General features: G+C 51.3%; 16 protein-coding genes. 3 read left to right on the forward strand and 13 right to left on the reverse strand.

Going from position 1 to position 18,792, the window contains the following annotated elements:
* Positions 1 to 41 precede the first annotated feature (41 nt).
* From ispH to ribF, 5 genes are read right to left on the reverse strand one after another with little or no spacing between them, the layout of a single operon-like run.
* On the reverse strand, positions 42 to 992 hold the full coding sequence (ispH, locus tag RFN81_RS15245) for a 4-hydroxy-3-methylbut-2-enyl diphosphate reductase (RefSeq protein ID WP_264496631.1): 951 nt from the start codon (positions 990 to 992) through the stop codon (positions 42 to 44).
* Positions 973 to 1,446, reverse strand: coding sequence for an FKBP-type peptidyl-prolyl cis-trans isomerase (gene fkpB / locus RFN81_RS15250; protein ID WP_264496632.1), 474 nt, complete (start codon positions 1,444 to 1,446; stop codon positions 973 to 975). Before fkpB ends, ispH begins: the two co-directional genes overlap by 20 nt.
* Positions 1,446 to 1,958 carry a signal peptidase II gene (gene lspA / locus RFN81_RS15255; RefSeq protein WP_264499004.1) on the reverse strand — a complete coding sequence of 171 codons (513 nt, stop codon included), beginning with the start codon at positions 1,956 to 1,958 and terminating at the stop codon, positions 1,446 to 1,448. Before lspA ends, fkpB begins: the two co-directional genes overlap by 1 nt.
* A complete protein-coding gene (ileS, locus tag RFN81_RS15260; protein ID WP_264496633.1) occupies positions 1,955 to 4,768 on the reverse strand; it encodes an isoleucine--tRNA ligase in 2,814 nt (937 codons plus the stop codon). Before ileS ends, lspA begins: the two co-directional genes overlap by 4 nt.
* 31 nt (positions 4,769 to 4,799) lie before the next feature.
* A complete protein-coding gene (ribF, locus tag RFN81_RS15265) occupies positions 4,800 to 5,741 on the reverse strand; it encodes a bifunctional riboflavin kinase/FAD synthetase (RefSeq protein WP_264496634.1) in 942 nt (313 codons plus the stop codon).
* Positions 5,742 to 6,162: 421 nt separating this feature from the next.
* Here ribF and rpsT point away from each other — a divergent pair, with 421 nt between their 5' ends.
* Positions 6,163 to 6,426: a 30S ribosomal protein S20 gene (rpsT, locus tag RFN81_RS15270; RefSeq protein WP_264496635.1), complete on the forward strand. Its 264-nt coding sequence runs from the start codon at positions 6,163 to 6,165 to the stop codon at positions 6,424 to 6,426.
* A gap of 248 nt (positions 6,427 to 6,674) precedes the next feature.
* Here the strand turns inward: rpsT and nhaA are convergent, their stop codons facing one another.
* From nhaA to dnaK, 3 genes are all read right to left on the reverse strand, one after another.
* Positions 6,675 to 7,871 carry a Na+/H+ antiporter NhaA gene (gene nhaA / locus RFN81_RS15275; protein ID WP_264496636.1) on the reverse strand — a complete coding sequence of 399 codons (1,197 nt, stop codon included), beginning with the start codon at positions 7,869 to 7,871 and terminating at the stop codon, positions 6,675 to 6,677.
* A 205-nt stretch (positions 7,872 to 8,076) separates the two neighbouring features.
* Positions 8,077 to 9,213 (reverse strand): molecular chaperone DnaJ, encoded by a 1,137-nt coding sequence (gene dnaJ / locus RFN81_RS15280; protein ID WP_264496637.1) that lies wholly within the window; start codon positions 9,211 to 9,213, stop codon positions 8,077 to 8,079.
* A gap of 107 nt (positions 9,214 to 9,320) precedes the next feature.
* Positions 9,321 to 11,228, reverse strand: a complete 1,908-nt coding sequence (gene dnaK, locus RFN81_RS15285) for a molecular chaperone DnaK (protein WP_264496638.1) — start codon at positions 11,226 to 11,228, stop codon at positions 9,321 to 9,323.
* Positions 11,229 to 11,695: 467 nt separating this feature from the next.
* Between dnaK and satP the strand changes: the two genes are divergently transcribed.
* Entirely contained in the window at positions 11,696 to 12,271 is a 576-nt protein-coding gene (gene satP / locus RFN81_RS15290) for an acetate uptake transporter (RefSeq protein ID WP_264496639.1), read from the forward strand.
* Between the two features lie 99 nt (positions 12,272 to 12,370).
* Here the strand turns inward: satP and RFN81_RS15295 are convergent, their stop codons facing one another.
* The 3 genes from RFN81_RS15295 to tal form a co-directional block, all read right to left on the reverse strand.
* Positions 12,371 to 13,708: an MFS transporter gene (locus tag RFN81_RS15295; protein ID WP_264496640.1), complete on the reverse strand. Its 1,338-nt coding sequence runs from the start codon at positions 13,706 to 13,708 to the stop codon at positions 12,371 to 12,373.
* Positions 13,709 to 13,827: 119 nt separating this feature from the next.
* Positions 13,828 to 14,415, reverse strand: coding sequence for a molybdopterin adenylyltransferase (gene mog / locus RFN81_RS15300; RefSeq protein ID WP_264496641.1), 588 nt, complete (start codon positions 14,413 to 14,415; stop codon positions 13,828 to 13,830).
* A 59-nt stretch (positions 14,416 to 14,474) separates the two neighbouring features.
* Entirely contained in the window at positions 14,475 to 15,428 is a 954-nt protein-coding gene (gene tal, locus RFN81_RS15305; protein WP_264496642.1) for a transaldolase, read from the reverse strand.
* Between the two features lie 294 nt (positions 15,429 to 15,722).
* On the opposite strand from tal, the gene yaaA reads away from it, so the two are divergent.
* Positions 15,723 to 16,496, forward strand: a complete 774-nt coding sequence (gene yaaA, locus RFN81_RS15310) for a peroxide stress protein YaaA (RefSeq protein WP_264496643.1) — start codon at positions 15,723 to 15,725, stop codon at positions 16,494 to 16,496.
* A 71-nt stretch (positions 16,497 to 16,567) separates the two neighbouring features.
* Here yaaA and thrC read toward each other — a convergent pair whose 3' ends face one another.
* The gene (thrC, locus tag RFN81_RS15315; RefSeq protein WP_264496644.1) at positions 16,568 to 17,857 is read right to left on the reverse strand and encodes a threonine synthase; all 1,290 of its coding nucleotides are present in this window, start codon (positions 17,855 to 17,857) and stop codon (positions 16,568 to 16,570) included.
* A gap of 3 nt (positions 17,858 to 17,860) precedes the next feature.
* Positions 17,861 to 18,790 carry a homoserine kinase gene (gene thrB / locus RFN81_RS15320; protein WP_264496645.1) on the reverse strand — a complete coding sequence of 310 codons (930 nt, stop codon included), beginning with the start codon at positions 18,788 to 18,790 and terminating at the stop codon, positions 17,861 to 17,863.
* Positions 18,791 to 18,792 lie beyond the last annotated feature (2 nt).

Consider the following 18,792-nt stretch of genomic DNA (forward strand, 5'->3'; position numbering starts at 1 on the left):
ATAACAGCAATAGCGCTGAAGCCCTATCGCAAGAAACAGCCCTAATCGAGCTGTTTAACTTCAACACGCAGTTCTTTCGGCACTTCAAAAACAATGTTTTCTTCACGGCCCTGCATTTCAACCGCAACCTCACCGCCTAACGCTTTTAAACGTTGAATCACCTGTTGCACTAAGATATCCGGCGCCGATGCGCCAGCGGTAACGCCGACATGCGAAGCGCCTTCAACCCAGGACTCCTGAATATCATCCGCTGAATCTATCAGATAAGCCGCTTTACCCGCTCTTTGCGCCAGTTCAGCAAGACGATTGGAGTTTGAGGAATTTTTAGATCCCACAACAAACACAACATCCGCTTTATCTGACAGGTAGCGAACGGCCTCCTGACGATTAGTCGTGGCATAACAGATGTCATCTTTACGCGGCCCAACAATCTGTGGGAAACGCTCACGCAAGGCATCAATCACCGCATAGGTGTCATCGACAGAAAGCGTGGTTTGCGTCATAAAGCACAGATTACTTTCATCTTTTACCTGCAACTGCCAGACATCCTCTGGGGACTCGACCAGATACATACCGCCCTTCGCATTGCTGTACTGCCCCATCGTCCCTTCAACTTCAGGGTGCCCGGCATGCCCGATAAGGATGGCTTCAACCCCTTTCTTACTGGCTCTGGCTACTTCCATGTGCACTTTAGTCACCAGTGGACAGGTCGCATCAAAAACCGTCAGGTCACGGTTTTTGGCTTCATTACGTACCGCTTGCGAAACACCATGCGCGGAGAAGATCAGAATTGCGCCATCGGGCACCTCTTCAATCTGCTCAATGAAAATCGCGCCGCGTTCACGTAATCCATTGACCACATAGCGATTATGTACCACTTCATGGCGAACGTAGATTGGCGTACCAAAAAGCTCTAGCGCACGCTCTACAATGCTGATCGCACGATCGACGCCGGCACAGAAGCCGCGCGGATTAGCTAGCAGGATCTGCATAGGAAGCCTCCTGTTGTACGGGATCGATATCTAGCACCTCAAGATCGAAGGTAATGGCCTGACCGGATAGCGGGTGATTGAAATCTACCGTCACCGACTCTTCGGTCACATCACGGATAATCCCGGGCATATCATTCCCGCCAACGCCGCTGAACAACATAATCGTCCCCACATCCGGCACACCGGTTTGCGCAAAATCGCGCCGCAAGAAGAACTGGATCAGGTCCGGGTTAGTCGCGCCAAAAGCCGACTCAGGCGGTAGCGTAAACGTGCGCTTATCACCACGCTTTAATCCCAGCAGGTGTTGTTCCAATGCGTCAGACAGACTACCGTCGCCAAGGCGAAACAGGGCGGGTTTCCCGCGCTCACGCGTAGATTCTGCCGTCGAACCATCCGCCAGCGTGAGAATAAAATGCACTAGCAACGCGCTGTTATGCTGCACAATCTCAGACATCAACGCCCCTTTTGCTTAACGGTATCCGTGTCCTGCTTACCAAGGAACCCTTCCAAAACGATAAGCGCCGCACCAATACAGATGGCGGTATCGGCAAGATTAAACGTGGCAAAGTGCCAGTCACCGACATAGAAGTCGATAAAATCGACGACAAATCCGTGCCATGTCCGGTCGAATAGATTACCCAACGCGCCACCGATAATGAGTGAGTACGCCATGTTATTTAACCACTGTTTTGCGCTGCCTCGGTACATCATCACCAGCAGGGCAACCACTATCGCAATGGCGATACCGGCGAAGAACCAGCGTTGCCAACCGCCCTTATCCGCCAGAAAGCTAAATGCCGCACCGTAGTTACGCGCATAGTGCAGATTCAGAGAAGGCATGACCGGCACCGTCTCCCCCAGCGCAAAGTGCGCGAGGATCCACTGCTTACTGCCAAGGTCAATCACTAAAACCAGTAGCGCTAGCCAGAGCCAGCGCAATCCACTCGAACAGATGTTATTCATCAGACAAATTTACGCTCTTCGCCATCGCCGCCGATGTTAGTCGCACAGCGACCACACACTTCAGGATAGTCAGTATGGCTACCGATATCCGTTTCGTAATGCCAGCAGCGAGGACACTTGTGCCCTTCCGCCTCACTTAAGGCAATTTTCAATCCGTCGAGTTCCGTCGCCTGTGCGCTTTGCGGCGCATTTTCATAACGATCCACCTGCGCTTTTGAGGTTAACAGCGCAAAATGCAATTCTTGGCGTAACTGGTTCAATTTCCCTGCCAGGTTAGCGTCGGCATACAGCGTGACGGAAGCCTCCAGCGAACCACCGATGCGTTTATCATTTCGTGCCTGCTCGATAACTTTGTTTACTTCGCCACGGACTTTCAGGATATCAGCCCAGAACGCATCGTTCATGGTTTCCGCAGCATCCAGCGCAAACAGGCCGTCATACCACTCTTCGGTAAATACGTACGGCGCACGTTCGCCCGGTAGATAGCTCCAAATCTCATCGGCGGTGAAGGACATAATCGGCGCCATCCAACGCACCAGCGCTTCTGAGATATGGTATAGCGCAGTCTGGCAGCTACGGCGCGCAACGCTGTCGCTTTTTGCTGTGTACTGGCGGTCTTTAATGATATCCAGATAGAACGACCCCATTTCTACCGAGCAGAACTGCATCAGACGCTGTACCACACGATGGAAATCATAGCTTTCATACGCGTCGAGGATTTCGTCCTGCGCCGCTTTTGCACAGCCCACCGCCCAGCGATCCAATACCACCATGTCTTCAGGTTTCACGCTGTCTTTGCGTGGATCAAAGCCATTCAGGTTCGCCAATAGGAAACGCGCGGTGTTACGTATGCGACGATAGGCATCGGCGGAGCGCTTCAGAATCTCATCGGAGACGGCAATTTCACCGGAGTAATCTGTTGAACCAATCCACAGGCGTAAAATGTCTGCCCCCAGTTTGTTCATCACGTCCTGCGGGCTTACGGTGTTGCCAATCGACTTGGACATCTTGCGGCCCTGACCATCAACGGTGAAACCGTGAGTCAGCACCTGACGATAAGGCGCTTTGCCTTTAATCGCCGTGGAGATCATTAAAGAAGACATAAACCAGCCGCGATGCTGATCCGACCCCTCCAAGTACATATCCGCCGCGTGGCCGCCGAATTCGGGACGAACATCCACGACGGACGCATGCGTCGATCCCGAATCGAACCACACATCCAGCGTATCCGGCACTTTAACGTAGTTATCCGCATCGGCACCTAGTACCTCCGCCGGATCGAGATCCCACCATGCCTGAATACCGTCGACTTCAACACGTTTTGCCACCGCTTCAATCAGTTCGGCAGTACGCGGATGCAGTTCTTCTGTCTCTTTGTGGACAAACAGTGACATTGGCACCCCCCAGGTACGCTGGCGGGAGATACACCAATCTGGACGGTTGGCAACCATCGCTTCGATACGCGCCTGACCCCAATCCGGGATCCACTGTACGCCTTTAATTTCTGCCAAGGACTGCTTGCGCAGACCTCGTTGATCCATACTGATAAACCATTGCGGCGTGGCGCGAAAAATGATCGGCGATTTATGACGCCAGCAGCACGGGTAACTGTGCTGTAATTTCTCTACATGTAGCAGGGCGCCTTTTTCACGCAGAATATCGACAATCTGGTCGTTCGCCTTGAAAACGAACTTGCCATCCAGTTCAGGATAGGTGCCGCTCAGGTAGCAGCCGTTCGGCCCCACGGGGTTGGCAATTTCCAGATTGTATTTTTGGCTAATTACATAGTCGTCAGGGCCGTGGCCACCGGCGGTGTGTACTGCACCAGTACCCGCATCCAGCGTCACATGGTCGCCCAGAATCGCCGGCACGTCAAAATCCAGGAACGGATGTTTGAAACGCAGTAACTCAAGATCGGCTCCCTTGCAATCACCCAAGACTGCCCACTGAGTCACGCCAATGCGTTGCATTACGCTTTCAACCAGATCGGCTGCCAGAATCAGCGCTTGCCCGTCAATTTGCACCAGTTGATAATCAAACGCCGCATTTAACGAGATCGCACGGTTTGCTGGCAGCGTCCACGGGGTCGTCGTCCAAATCACCAGCGAAACCGGGCCTTCAACGCTAAGTACGCCAAATTTGGCTAAAACCGCTGCAACATCGCTGGCGTTAAACGCGACATCAATGGAAGGAGACGTTTTATCGTAGTATTCCACTTCCGCTTCCGCCAGCGCGGAACCACAGTCGGCGCACCAATGAACCGGTTTAGCCCCTTTATGCAGATGCCCGTTCTCAATGATGCGACCCAACGCGCGAATAATATTGGCTTCGGTCTTGAAGTCCATCGTCAGGTAAGGATGATCCCAATCGCCCAGTACGCCTAGACGAATAAAGTCGGCTTTCTGACCCGCAACCTGCTCTGCCGCATATTTACGGCACTCAGCGCGAAATTCGGCGGCGCTGACTTTCTCACCCGGCTTGCCGATCAACTGCTCAACCTTTAGCTCAATCGGCAGGCCGTGGCAGTCCCAGCCCGGTACATAGGGCGAATCGTAACCAGACAACCCCTTAGATTTAACGATAATATCTTTCAGAATCTTGTTAACTGAGTGACCAATGTGAATACTGCCATTCGCATAGGGAGGGCCATCGTGCAGAATGAACGTTTTTTTACCCTTTTTGGCACGGCGAATAATCCCGTATAAATCCTGCTCATACCAGCGTTTCAACATGCCAGGTTCGCGCTTGGCCAGATCGCCACGCATCGGGAACCCTGTTTCCGGTAAATTCAGGGTTGTCTTATAGTCACTCATTAGATTCTCGATTTCGTTTCGGCTAGAAAAATTAAACTGGTGTCTTTAGCCCAAAAAACGTCCGGGCCGTCACCACATCATCGGCGATTTGCTGTTTTAACGCCTCAAGCGAAGCAAAACGCTGCTCATTACGGATCTTTTTACGCAATACGACTTCAATATGACGACCATACAAGTCCATCGTCACATCCAGTAAATGCACTTCGAGCTGTTGGCGTTTGTCGCCGTTTACGGTCGGACGCGTGCCAATATTAGCCACGCCCGGTAACGGTTCTTGCGCCACCCCGTAAACACAGACGGCATAGACGCCACTCACAGGAGAAACCTGACGTTTCAGCGGCAAGTTGGCAGTCGGGAACCCAATCGTCCGCCCCAACTCTTTACCATGCTCCACCCGCCCCGAAATGGAATACGGGTGACCGAGAAGACTCTCCGCAAGTTCAAGCTCATCATGGCTGAGCGCCTCCCGCACGGCGGTACTACTCACCCGTTTACCGCCATTACAAAATGAATCAGTGCTGATGACATCAAATCCCGCCGCTTGACCAGCCTTCTGTAATAACAGGAAATCGCCCTGACGACCAGCCCCAAAACGGAAGTCATCCCCGACAACCAGAAACTTCACACCCAATGCCTTTACCAACAGTGAAGCGACAAACGTCTCGGCGTCATTAGCAGCAAAACGTGCATCAAACCGAACACAGAGCAGAAAATCCACGCCTGCCTGCGCCAGATATTTCACCTTGTCACGCAAGCGCGTCAATCGTGCCGGCGCTCTTTCCGCAGCGAAAAGTTCCAACGGTTGTGGCTCAAAAATCATCACCATCACCGGCAACCCACGAGCGTGCCCTTCCTGCTTTAACCGTTCAAGTAGCATTTGGTGTCCAAGGTGCACGCCGTCAAAATTACCAATAGTGAGCACACAACCGTAATGCTGTGCCCGAAGATTGTGTATACCGCGAATTAGCTGCATGGCTGGCCCAAACAGAGGGTTAATATTATGGAAATCGGCGGATTATACCTTGTACAGCGAATAAGGTTAACCCGCGATTCGCGCCTTTTACACCCCTTAAGAAGCGCACGATATTTGTACGTTATTTAGCCAAACCATCCACCGAGCGTGGTGATGCGCTGAATATCGTAATAACGAGGCCCTTGGGAGGGCGATTTTTACCAACGATCGTTAGCGTTTTATCAAATTCAGAATGAATTTATGATGCGAAAGACTGTATTCCACCGCGTGAAGCTGTTAAAATCCTGCGCCATCACAACGTAACAGGCGTCGACGTACAAACGACGCTTATTTGCACAAATCCATTGACAAACGAAGGCTAAACGAGCATATTCCACGGCCTTTGAATTGTCCTCGATTGAATATATTTGGGAGTTGGACCTTGGCTAATATCAAATCAGCTAAGAAACGCGCCGTACAATCCGAGAAGCGCCGTAAGCATAACGCAAGCCGTCGCTCTATGATGCGTACTTTCATCAAGAAAGTATATGCGGCGATCGCGACTGGTGATAAAGAAGCGGCACAGAAAGCGTTTAATGATATGCAACCGATCGTGGATCGCCAGGCAAGTAAAGGCCTGATCCATAAAAATAAAGCTGCACGTCATAAATCCAATCTGGTTGCGCGCATCAACGCCATGCAATAATTACGCTTTCGCGTATTCTTGCTAAGAAAAACCGGCCTAGGCCGGTTTTTTTGCGCCTGTAGATTACAAATAAATGTGAGTTACCATTACCTCCCCGTGCTTTCAGCGAAAAGCGCGGAGAAATACGCATGACACACGTGCTGTACCGTCGGCAAGGGAACCTGACTGATAAACCTGCCAGAAATAATAGCGATGATTAAAATTTAAGTGAGACACATTTGTCTCATCTTCATACTGCTGGCAGAGCGCTACCGCTTACACGACTGAATCACGGTGGCTGACTTAGGCAACACCCCGCGTAATGCCATATAGCCCAGCAGTGCCGCCAGCCCCGACGCCAGTAAGATCCCTAATTTGGCATAGATAATTAATTCTGCGTCACTGTCAGAAAATGCCAACAGCGTAATAAATATCGACATGGTAAAACCGATACCGCATAACACGGATACTGCCGCGATCTGGCGAAAGCGCACACCAGCAGGCAACCGCGCGTATCCCAGCCGTAAAGTTAACCAACTGAGCAAGGTTATGCCCAATGGCTTACCAAGTAATAACCCGGCTGCAATCCCCAGGCTCAAAGGGGAAAATAGTTTCTCCAGGAGAATTCCCTGTAATACGATACCCGCGTTGACGAAGGCAAATAGGGGAATAATCAGAAAGGCGACCCATGCCTGTAAGCCATGTTCCAACGTAGTCGCAGGAGAGGGTTCCCCGTCAGATGTCCGCAAAGGAATGAAGAACCCGACAATCACGCCAGCCAACGTCGCGTGAACCCCGCATTTCAGAATACAGACCCAGAGGACAATTCCGACGAGTAAATAAGCCGAGGTTGTCCTCACTTGTTGCCTGTTTAGGTAAGCGAGCACCGCAATCGCGACTAGTGCGCCGTACAGCGCCGGCCAAAAGATTTGCTTGGTATAAAACAACGCGATAATCAGGATCGCGCCGAGATCATCAATGATAGCCAGTGCTAACAAGAAGACTTTTAGCCCGGCGGGCACGCGTCTACCCAATAATGTGAGCACGCCGATGGCGAATGCAATATCTGTCGCCGTGGGAATCGCCCAGCCAACGCGTGTAATCTCATCATTTGCATTAAAAAGCAAAAAGAGTAAAGCAGGGAAAATCATTCCCCCCATTGCCGCAGCCAGAGGCAACATCGCCTGCTGACGACTGGCTAACGTTCCCTCTATTAACTCGCGTTTGACTTCCAGACCAATCAGCAGGAAGAAAATCGCCATCAGGCCATCGTTAATCCACAATAGTAGATTCTTGTTGATTTCCAGTGCGCCAAACCGCATCTCCACAGGCATCATCAGAAACTGCTGATAACCCGCCGCCGTCACCGACCAATTGGCAAATACAATGGCTAAAACCGTGGTCATCATTAGCATCACGCCAGCCGCCGCATCCAGCCGAATAAAGCGCCGAATCATTGTTATCATTCACTTAATCTCCCATTAGGCGCGGACGCCAATACGCAGTGTCCGCATTATTGTCGGCAAGGTTACACAATCCAACAATTCGTTAAAAGCAGATTAAATCTGGATTATTTTTCGTAAAACCGAATAGTTAGGTTAAGTGCAGAAAGACAAAAAGGCCGGTAGGTTTACCCTATCGGCCTTTTTGTTACGCCTTAATACTTAACGATTAACGGGTCAGATCGTCAAAAAATTTCTTAACGCCATCGAAAAAGCTTTTCGAGCGCGGGCTATTTCTTTCACCCGACGGGCCACCGAAGCTCTCATTGAGTTCTTGCAGTAGTTGCCTCTGACGCTCGTTTAAATTAACCGGCGTTTCTACCACGACACGACACAACAGATCGCCCTGCGCGCCGCCACGCACCGATTTGACACCTTTGCCCCGCATACGGAATAGTTTTCCGGTTTGCGTTTCGGCCGGCACCTTCAGCTTCACGCGTCCATCCAGTGTCGGCACTTCAATTTCGCCGCCTAACGCCGCCATCGCAAAGTTGATCGGCACCTCACAGTACAGATTGTTTTCTTCACGCTGGAAAATCGGATGCGCTTTAACCTGCACCTGCACATACAAATCGCCTGATGGTGCACCGTGTTCACCCGCTTCGCCTTCACCAGACAAACGAATACGGTCGCCCGTGTCCACACCGGCGGGAATCTTCACCGACAGTGTTTTACTCTTCTCTACGCGACCATGACCGTGACATTTAACGCACGGATCCTGGATGATCTTGCCGCGACCATGACAGTGTGGGCACGCTTGCTGTACGGTAAAGAAGCCCTGACGCATCTGCACCTGGCCATTACCATGACAGGTTGGACAAGTGACCGGTGAGCTACCCGGTTTGGCGCCGCTGCCGTGGCAGACATCACACTCCTCCAGCGCAGGAATACGGATCTCTTTGGTAACGCCGCGAACCGCCTCCTCTAGCGTCAACTCCATGTTGTAGCGTAAATCGGAGCCACGACTCGCCCGTTGGCGGCGCCCACCACCAAAAATGTCCCCGAACACGTCGCCAAAAATATCACCAAAATCGGCGGCACCGCCGCTAAAGCCACCACCGCCACCGCCCATACCACCCTGTTCAAACGCCGCGTGGCCGTATTGATCATAGGCGGCACGCTTTTGCGCGTCGGTAAGCACCTCGTAGGCTTCTTTGATCTCTTTGAATTTGGCTTCAGCCCCGCTATCACCAGGATTGCGATCCGGGTGATATTTCATTGCCAAGCGCTTGTAAGCCTTCTTTATCTCGCGCTCATCTGCGCTTCTGGCAACGCCCAGGCTTTCATAATAATCTTTCTTCGCCATCTCTTTTCCTGCCCTCAACATGCGTGCACGGGCGCAGAGTTTCCTCGACGCCCGTGCTGATTGCCAGCAATAGCCTAATGACTGCTACTGCGCCCGCTCAAGGGCGATTACTTTTTATCTTTGACTTCTTCAAACTCAGCATCGACGACATCATCATCGCGGCGAGCAGCGGCATCATCCGCGGCATTCTCCGCCCCCTGCTGTGGTTGAGACGCTTCCAGCAACTTGCCGGAAACCTGCACCAGCGCCTGAATTTTCGCTTCGATTTCTGCCTTATCTTCGCCTTTCAGCGCACTTTCAAGTGCCTTAAGTGCGTCCTCAATGGCAGTTTTGTCATTAGCCGCCAGTTTATCACCCACTTCTTCCAGTTGCTTACGCGTACTGTGCAGCAGATGATCGCCCTGGTTACGGGCCTGAACCAGCTCTTCAAACTTACGGTCAGCTTCAGCGTTCGCTTCCGCATCGCGCACCATCTTCTGGATTTCTTCTTCATTCAGACCAGAAGAAGCCTTGATGGTGATTTTCTGTTCGCGACCACTGTTTTTATCTTTCGCCGAAACGTGCAAAATACCATCGGCGTCGATATCAAAAGTGACTTCGATCTGCGGCATACCGCGCGGCGCAGGCTGAATACCATCCAGGTTAAACTGCCCCAGAGATTTGTTATCTTGCGCACGTTTACGTTCACCCTGCAGAACATGGATCGTTACCGCAGACTGATTATCTTCTGCTGTCGAAAATACCTGACTGTGTTTCGTCGGGATAGTCGTGTTCTTCGCGATTAACGGAGTCATTACGCCACCCATGGTTTCGATCCCCAGAGACAATGGCGTAACATCCAGCAGCAGAACATCTTTCACATCACCAGACAGAACACCGCCTTGAACCGCAGCGCCAATAGCAACGGCTTCGTCCGGGTTCACGTCTTTACGCGGCTCTTTACCGAAGAACTCTGCGACTTTCTTCTGCACCAGAGGCATACGCGTTTGACCGCCGACCAGAATCACGTCCTTAATATCTGAAACCGATAGGCCCGCATCCTTCAACGCGACTTTCAGCGGTTCCAACGAACGGTTCACCAGATCTTCGACCAGCGACTCCAACTTCGCGCGCGTCACTTTGATATTCAGATGCTTAGGTCCGGTAGCGTCCGCCGTGATGTACGGCAGGTTCACGTCGGTTTGCTGAGCAGAAGACAGTTCAATCTTGGCTTTTTCTGCCGCTTCTTTCAGACGCTGCATGGCCAACGGATCGTTACGCAGGTCAAACCCTTGCTCTTTCTTGAATTCGTCAACCAGGTAGTTGATCATGCGGCTGTCGAAGTCTTCCCCACCCAGATGGGTATCACCGTTGGTCGCCAGAACTTCGAAGGTTTTTTCACCATCAACTTCGTCGATCTCAATAATAGAAATATCGAACGTACCGCCACCCAGGTCGTAAACGGCGATAGTGCGGTTACCGACTTCTTTATCCAAGCCATATGCCAACGCGGCAGCCGTCGGTTCGTTAATGATACGTTTAACTTCCAGCCCAGCGATACGGCCTGCATCTTTCGTTGCCTGACGCTGAGCATCATTGAAGTAAGCAGGAACAGTGATCACTGCTTCGGAAACGGTTTCGCCCAAATAATCTTCGGCCGTTTTCTTCATTTTTTTCAACACTTCAGCCGAAATCTGCGGTGGCGCCATTTTCTGATCTTTCACTTGCAACCAGGCATCACCATTATCAGCGGCGATAATTTTGTACGGCATGATGTTAGCATCGCGCTGAACTTCTTCATCGGTGAAACGACGGCCAATCAAACGTTTAATAGCAAAAAGGGTATTTTGTGGGTTGGTCACTGCCTGACGTTTAGCAGGTTGGCCAACCAGAGTCTCTCCCTCTTGCGTATAAGCAATAATTGAAGGTGTGGTGCGTTCACCTTCAGCATTTTCCAGTACTTTGACCTGCGTACCGTCCATAATCGCGACACAAGAGTTGGTTGTACCCAGGTCGATACCAATAATCTTACCCATCTAAACATCTCCACTAAAAAGTCATATTCGGTGTGGTGGTTAAACCTATTGTGCGGGCGAAATGTCATTTTTCAACGACACCCCCTCGTTTTCATCAGCAGCACACATTTCTCAGCTTTCATGCTAACCACCGATGTAACGGCCCGACAGCCTTTACGGCAGGTCAAACTGTTTCGGTTGCAAATAAGATGGGGACAACATTTATTTCATCAAGGGGGGCAATGAAAAAAAATGCCTCTTATCCCCGGTGCGATCAAACTATTCCTCTTTTTGCATATTGTTTCCCTTTTCAACGCCCGATATAATGCCGCGCTCGCTGTGATATGAGGGTATTTCCCTGCGTAATGACGAGCAATAATACTTAAAAAAATAGCTATCCCCACATGACTGGCTTATTCGTTAAACGGAATAATTCGTCAAAGCAAGGGGCTATAAATAATTAATTAATCTGTTATCGCAGAGGATTTATGAGCACGAACACGTTGGCAAATCCGGGTCCGCTAGGGCTAATGGGCTTCGGGATGACTACTATTCTGTTGAACCTGCATAATGCAGGCTTTTTTCCCCTCTCTTCTATCATTCTCAGTATGGGCATTTTCTACGGCGGCATTGCCCAAATTCTCGCGGGCCTGCTGGAATACAAAAAAGGCAATACCTTCGGCGTAACGGCATTCACGTCTTACGGCGCGTTCTGGCTGACGCTGGTTGCAATTCTCGTTCTGCCTAAAATGGGTCTGGCGGAAGCCAGTGATGCAACATTTCTTGGCGTCTTCCTCTGTCTATGGGGTGTCTTCACTCTATTTATGTTCTTTGGGACATTCGGGACTAACCGTGCGCTGCAATTTGTTTTCGGCAGCCTGACCGTGCTGTTCGCCTTACTGGCGATAGGGAACATTACCGGCAATCACGCATTGCTAACCTTCGCCGGTTATGAAGGCATTATCTGCGGTGCTAGCGCAGTTTATCTGGCAATGGCTGAAGTGCTGAACGAAAAATTTGGCCGCACGGTACTCCCCATTGGCGCACGTGGCGCATCTCACTAATTGCCCCATAGCACCATCCTGCGTTAAACCTCAACGCGCCCAGCCAACCGGTCGGGCGCGTTTTTCTGATCAATTTATCCGTTTACTTCTGGATAAGGCTTACACGTTAATAAGCGGACGATCGTGCGCACCATTGACGGATAAATCTCGCGCGTCCGCATCCAGGTCGCGCTGCAAATATAGACCTAACAGTAGCCCTACCGCTGCCAGCGCCAAAACATAGAATGCAGGTGCCAATGGTGTCACCGCCATGATTAACGTGACAAAGACGGGAGTCAACCCGCCGAAAATGGCATAAGAGACGTTATAGGAAAAGGAAATGCCAGAGAACCGCACGGCTGCCGGAAACGCTCTCACCATGACATATGGCACACCGCCCACCACGCCAACGCTGAGCCCGACAAGCGCATAGCTCACAAAGAGCAGTGTCGTGCTATCCGCTGCCGAACTGTAGAAAAACCAACTACAGGCGGCCAACGCCAGACTCCCTACAATAAATAGCTTGCTGGCCCCCCAACGGTCAACCATCAGCCCTGCACCAATACAGCCGATCATTAACGCGATAGTCGCCAGACAGTTCGCCTGCAAGGCGAGCGCGGCAGGAATGCCGTGGATCTTTTGCAGGTAAGTAGGCGCCATCAGAATGACAACGACGATACACGCAGACAGCAGCCAGGTGAGTAGCATTGATACCACGACCGCCCGTTTATGGTTTAAAACCACCGATTTTAACGGCAGGTCTTCTTCCAGTTTCTTCTGCGCCTGCATTGCCGTAAAGATAGGCGTTTCTTGCAACCAGCGTCGTAAATACATTGCAACAAGACCGAATCCCCCACCAATAAAGAATGGCACACGCCAACCGCCAGCCAACAGTTGCTCCGGCGTAAGCACAGTGGTGAGTAGTGTCGCGATTAATGACCCAAGTAGGATGCCCATCGTCAGCCCGGACGTTAGCGTACCGCAGGCAAAACCGATGCGACCACGCGGCACATGCTCAGCAACGAAGACCCATGCGCCGGGAACTTCTCCACCAATTGCTGCGCCTTGTAACACCCGCATTAATAGCAACAGTAGCGGTGCGGCAATACCAATCGCCTCATACGTCGGCAGTAGCCCCATTCCCAGCGTCGGTAATGCCATCAGCAATATACTGAGGCTAAACATTCGCTTGCGCCCGCGCTTATCGCCAAAATGGGCCATAATGATGCCCCCAAGCGGCCGCGCCAGATAACCCGCCGCGAAAATACCGAATGTTTGCACCTGACGTAGCCATTCCGGCATATCCGGCGGAAAGAACAGATCGCCAATTATCGCAGCAAAAAAGACGAAAATAATAAAGTCATAGAACTCTAACGCGCCACCCAGCGCAGCCAGAGACAATGTTTTATAGTCCTGTCGGTTTAACCGACGAGGGCCGACGTGTTGAGCTTGAATCATGAGACACCGTGCATTGCCAGAGTGAAAAATTCACCACAGAGTGTAAAGTAATAATTACTATATTGGAAAAATTCGTATACACCAGCAAAACTGAATCTTATGTTTCAAATCGCTCAACTTTAGTTTTTTATTTCGCGCACGGCATTTTTAGGACGAAAAGCTGCTACTACATCCGGGTTGGTTTCAATATAGGGGCCTTCCAGCAATTGAATACAATACGGCACGCTGGCAAAAATACCGGCGACTATCACCTTCCCCTCGGCGTCTTTTAAACCCTCCAGCGTTTCCTTAATTGACTTGGGCTGCCCTGGCAAGTTAAGAATCAGCGCCTGTTTGCGTAACACACCAACCTGTCGCGAAAGAATCGCAGTAGGAACAAAGCGCAGGCTAATCTGGCGCATTTGCTCGCCAAACCCCGGCATTTCCCTATCGGCAACGGCCAGCGTAGCATCGGGTGTGACGTCACGACGCGCAGGCCCGGTCCCCCCGGTTGTCAACACCAGATGACAGCCGCGTTCATCGACCAGTTCACACAGCGTTTGTTCAATAATCGCTTGTTCGTCAGGCACTAACCGCGTCTCCACTTCAAAAGGCGTCGTTAAGGCAGCGCGGAACCAGGATTCCAGTTCCGGGATGCCTTTATCCTGATAAACGCCGTTGGAAGCACGATCGGATACGGAGACCAAACCAATACGCAATACGTTCATGAGCACCTCACTATAAAAAAATAGCCGGGAATCCCGGCTATTTTTATCGGCAGAATGACTTACAGTAAATCGGCAATCATCTTTTCCAGCTTTTCCTGATCGATAGCAAACTTGCGAATCCCTTCAGCCAGTTTATCAACCGCCATAGGATCCTGATTGTGCTGCCAGTAGAATTCGGCTTCGGTCATTTTCGCCGGACGGACTTTTATCTCGCCGGTGTAAGAGAGTTTACGCACCACTTCGCCTTGGCTTTCTGACAGCGCTTTCAGCAACGCTGGCGCGATCGTCAGACGGTCACACCCTGCCAGTTCAAGAATCTCGTCGACGTTACGGAAGCTTGCCCCCATCACGACGGTTTCATAGCCGTGTTGTTTGTAGTAATTGTAAATCTCGCTAACGGAAACCACGCCGGGATCCTCGTGCGGCGCAAATTCTTTCTTATCGCCATTGGCTTTATACCAATCAAGGATACGACCAACGAACGGCGAAATCAGGAACACGCCAGCCTCCGCACAGGCACGCGCTTGAGCAAAGGAGAACAGCAGCGTCAGATTACAGTTGATGCCTTCTTTTTCCAGTTGTTCCGCCGCACGGATGCCTTGCCAGGTTGACGCCAGTTTAATCAAGATACGTTCGTTGCCAATGCCCGCATCGTTATACAATTTGATCAGGTGTTTGGCCTTTGCCACGCTGGCGGCGGTGTCATAAGACAAACGCGCGTCCACCTCGGTTGAGATGCGGCCTGGGATCAATTTTAAAATTTCGAGACCTATATTAACGGCTAGTTTGTCCGTAGCATCGACCACCTGCTGTTGACGATCGCTACTCTGCTCACGCGCCCAGGCTATCGCCTCGTCAATCAGCTTACGGTATTCAGGGATCTGCGCCGCGTTAAGAATCAATGAAGGGTTGGTAGTCGCATCTTGCGGTTGGTACAGTTTCATTGCCGCAATATCGCCAGTATCGGCGACAACCGTGGTCAATTGGCGTAGGGAAGTCAGTTTATCCGTCATGTTGGCATGTCTCGTTGTTTATACGTGGAGCTCGTGAATGAAAATAACGCATCGGTGAACGATCTGTTATCTAATTTGGAGGCCATCTGTTTCGTACCGAAACCTGATAATAACACGCGCACTTTCCGGCGCAAGCCAGCCTTACCTTGCCCATACTTGCGATGGCACAGGAGTCCTTTTCCTTGCTGTTAGACCGAAGCACAAAAGATAATGCGGATTATTGCTATCGCCGTTTTTTTACGGCGTTGTTGTTATAGTGGCAGTATAGAAAAACTGAACGATAGGACATGGCGCATGCTTATTACGCTTTCCCCCGCAAAAACACTCGACTACACCAGTCCGTTGGCAACGACGCGTTATACCCAACCGGAACTTCTGGATTATTCCAGCCAATTGATTGATGTATGTAAAACGCTGACGCCAGCGCAAATCGCCTCGCTAATGCACATCAGCGATAAACTCGCTGACCTAAATGCCGGTCGCTTTAGCGACTGGCACCCAAAGTTTACACCGGAAAATGCGCGGCAGGCGCTGCTGGCATTTAAGGGCGATGTCTATACCGGGTTGGCCGCCAATGATTTCAGCGAGGATGACTTCGATTTCGCCCAGCAGCATCTGCGTATACTGTCAGGCCTGTATGGCGTGTTACGCCCGCTGGACTTGATGCAACCCTATCGGCTGGAAATGGGCACCAAACTGGAGAATAAGGCAGGTAACGATCTCTACAGTTTCTGGGGCGACATCATTACGGAAAAACTGAATCAGGCGTTGCGTGAGCAAGGTGACGACGTGCTGATTAATCTGGCATCAGACGAATATTTCAAAGCCGTCAAACCGAAAAAGCTCAATGCCCATTTGATCAAACCCATTTTTCTGGATGAAAAAAATGGCAAATTCAAGGTCATCAGTTTCTACGCCAAGAAAGCGCGCGGCCTGATGAGCCGTTTCATTATCCAAAATCGCCTGACGCAACCGGAACAGTTGAAAGCGTTTAATTTGGAAGGTTACGTCTTCGAGGCTGCGGACTCTTCGGCTGATGAACTGGTGTTCAAGCGTCACGAGCAGTAAGCCGAGAACGTAAAAAGGGCGGAAATTCCGCCCTTAGCCTTCAGCCTTTATCGCTATGTCTTACAACAGCATTACTTCGGCAGCGACAGCAGAAATTCACGCAGCTTCGCAAAATCATCCGGGAAGTTGTGCGATAGTAGCTCCAGATCGGCACGTTCAGCTAGCGCTTTCGGCAGGTCCAGTGCTTTGCCCAAAATGGTTTCTACGCTTTCCTTAAATTTCGCCGGGTGCGCCGTCCCCAGGAATAGGCCGAACTCACCCGCTTGCAATTGATCGCGCAGCAAACGATAAGCAATCGCCGCATGCGGCTCAGAGACGTAGCCTAAGGCATCCAGCTCATGCAGAGTTTCTTTCGTGGTCTCATCGCTTACCGCGCCAAAGCCCAGCGTATTTAACGGCCAGTTTTTACGTCGGAACAGCTCTTCCACACGCGGCCAGTTGTTCGGCTGACTCACATCCATCGCATTAGATAACGTCGCTACCGTTTTATGTGGTTCCCACTTTCCACTACTTAAGAAACGTGGCACGGTGTCATTGGCATTGGTGGCGGCAATAAAACGTTTAATCGGCAACCCTAGCGATTTTGCCAGCAAGCCAGCGGTCAGATCGCCGAAGTTACCGCTCGGTACAGAAATGACTAATTGATTACGCGCTTCTTGCGGTAACTGAGCAACCGCTTCAAAGTAATAACAAATTTGCGCCAATAGACGGCTGATATTGATGGAGTTTGCCGAGTTCAGGCCAATCGCCTTTTTCAGTTCCTCGTCATCAAATGCCTGTTTCACCAATGCCTGACAGGCATCAAAGTCACTGTCGACCGCGATGGTGTGGATGTTGCCACCCAACGTACAGAACAATTTTTCCTGCAACGGACTGATCTTGCCCTGCGGGTACAAAATCACCACACGGACATTTTCCAGACCGTAGAAGGCATGCGCCACGGCTGCACCGGTGTCGCCAGAGGTCGCGGTCAGAATAGTAATTTTCTCGTCGCCAGACACTTCCGTCAGCATTTGCGCCATAAAGCGGCCGCCGAAGTCTTTAAAGGCCAGCGTCGGGCCGTGGAACAGTTCCAGCGCGGCGATATCTTCCGCTACCGGCGCAACTGGCGCAGGGAACGCAAATGCGGCTTTTACGCGCTCGAACACGGTTTCAGCCGCCATTTCATCACCGATATACGCAGACAGAATACGGCTGCTGCGGGTAACGAAATCCAAATCCAGCAGCGCATCGATCTCGGTGCGTTCAAATTCCGGCAGATCCAGCGGGAAAAACAGCCCTTGCTGGCTACCCAGCCCTTGCTTGATAGCTTGAGCAAAGCTGACCTGCTCGTTATGATCTTTAAGGTTGTACAGTTTCATGCGTTATCCCAGTTGTCGTGCGCCCGTCGTATCAAGACGGCAAATATGAACAAAACCTTCATCGTTCTGCAAATAGTTATCCCGTAGCCAGTCGGCCAAACGCTGTGCGCTCGCCATATCGTTGCAAACGGAGAATAACGTCGGGCCGGAACCGGAAATGCCGCAAGCCAACGCGCCAAATTCTTCGGCAGCCTGACGCGCGGCAGCAAAACCGGGCAGCAGTTTCGTTCGATAAGGTTCCGCGATGACATCCTTCATCAGCTTCGCTGCCAGCGCAGCCTGCCCGGTATGGCAAGCGTGAATAAAACCGGCCAGATAACGACCATGGCTGATGCAATCCTGACGACGATATTGCGCTGGCAGAATCGCGCGCGCTTCGGCGGTAGAGACCTTAATTCCCGGATACGCCATGACCCACAGCCAGTCATCGAACGATGGCACCGGCTGGCTGATAATACCGTTTTCTTCCAGCATCAACTGGATGCCGCCGAGGAAACACGGGGCGACGTTATCGTAATGGACGCTACCGGAAATGCGTCCTTCCAACTCGCCCATCAGCGTCAACAGGTGGGTTTCATCCAGCGGTTTACCACAAAATTCATTCATCGCCATCAGACCGGCGACGACGGAACAGGCGCTGGAACCCAGCCCTGAACCGATCGGCATATTCTTTTCGAGCGTCATCGCCACCGGCACGGTTTTACCCATTTCCTGACAAAACCGTTCCCAGCATTGATACACAATATTCTCTTTTGGGTTATCTGGCAGCTTGCTGACAAAACGCCCTTCATTACGCAGGCTAAACGATTCGGCGGCTTCAACAGAAACGCAATCCCCCAGCAGTGTGCCGTCAACCGGCGAAACCGCCGCACCCAACACATCAAACCCAACGCTGACGTTACCGATTGATGCAGGCGCATACACCTTAACCATAA

Source organism: Pectobacterium cacticida, from assembly GCF_036885195.1.
Classification (GTDB): domain Bacteria; phylum Pseudomonadota; class Gammaproteobacteria; order Enterobacterales; family Enterobacteriaceae; genus Pectobacterium; species Pectobacterium cacticida.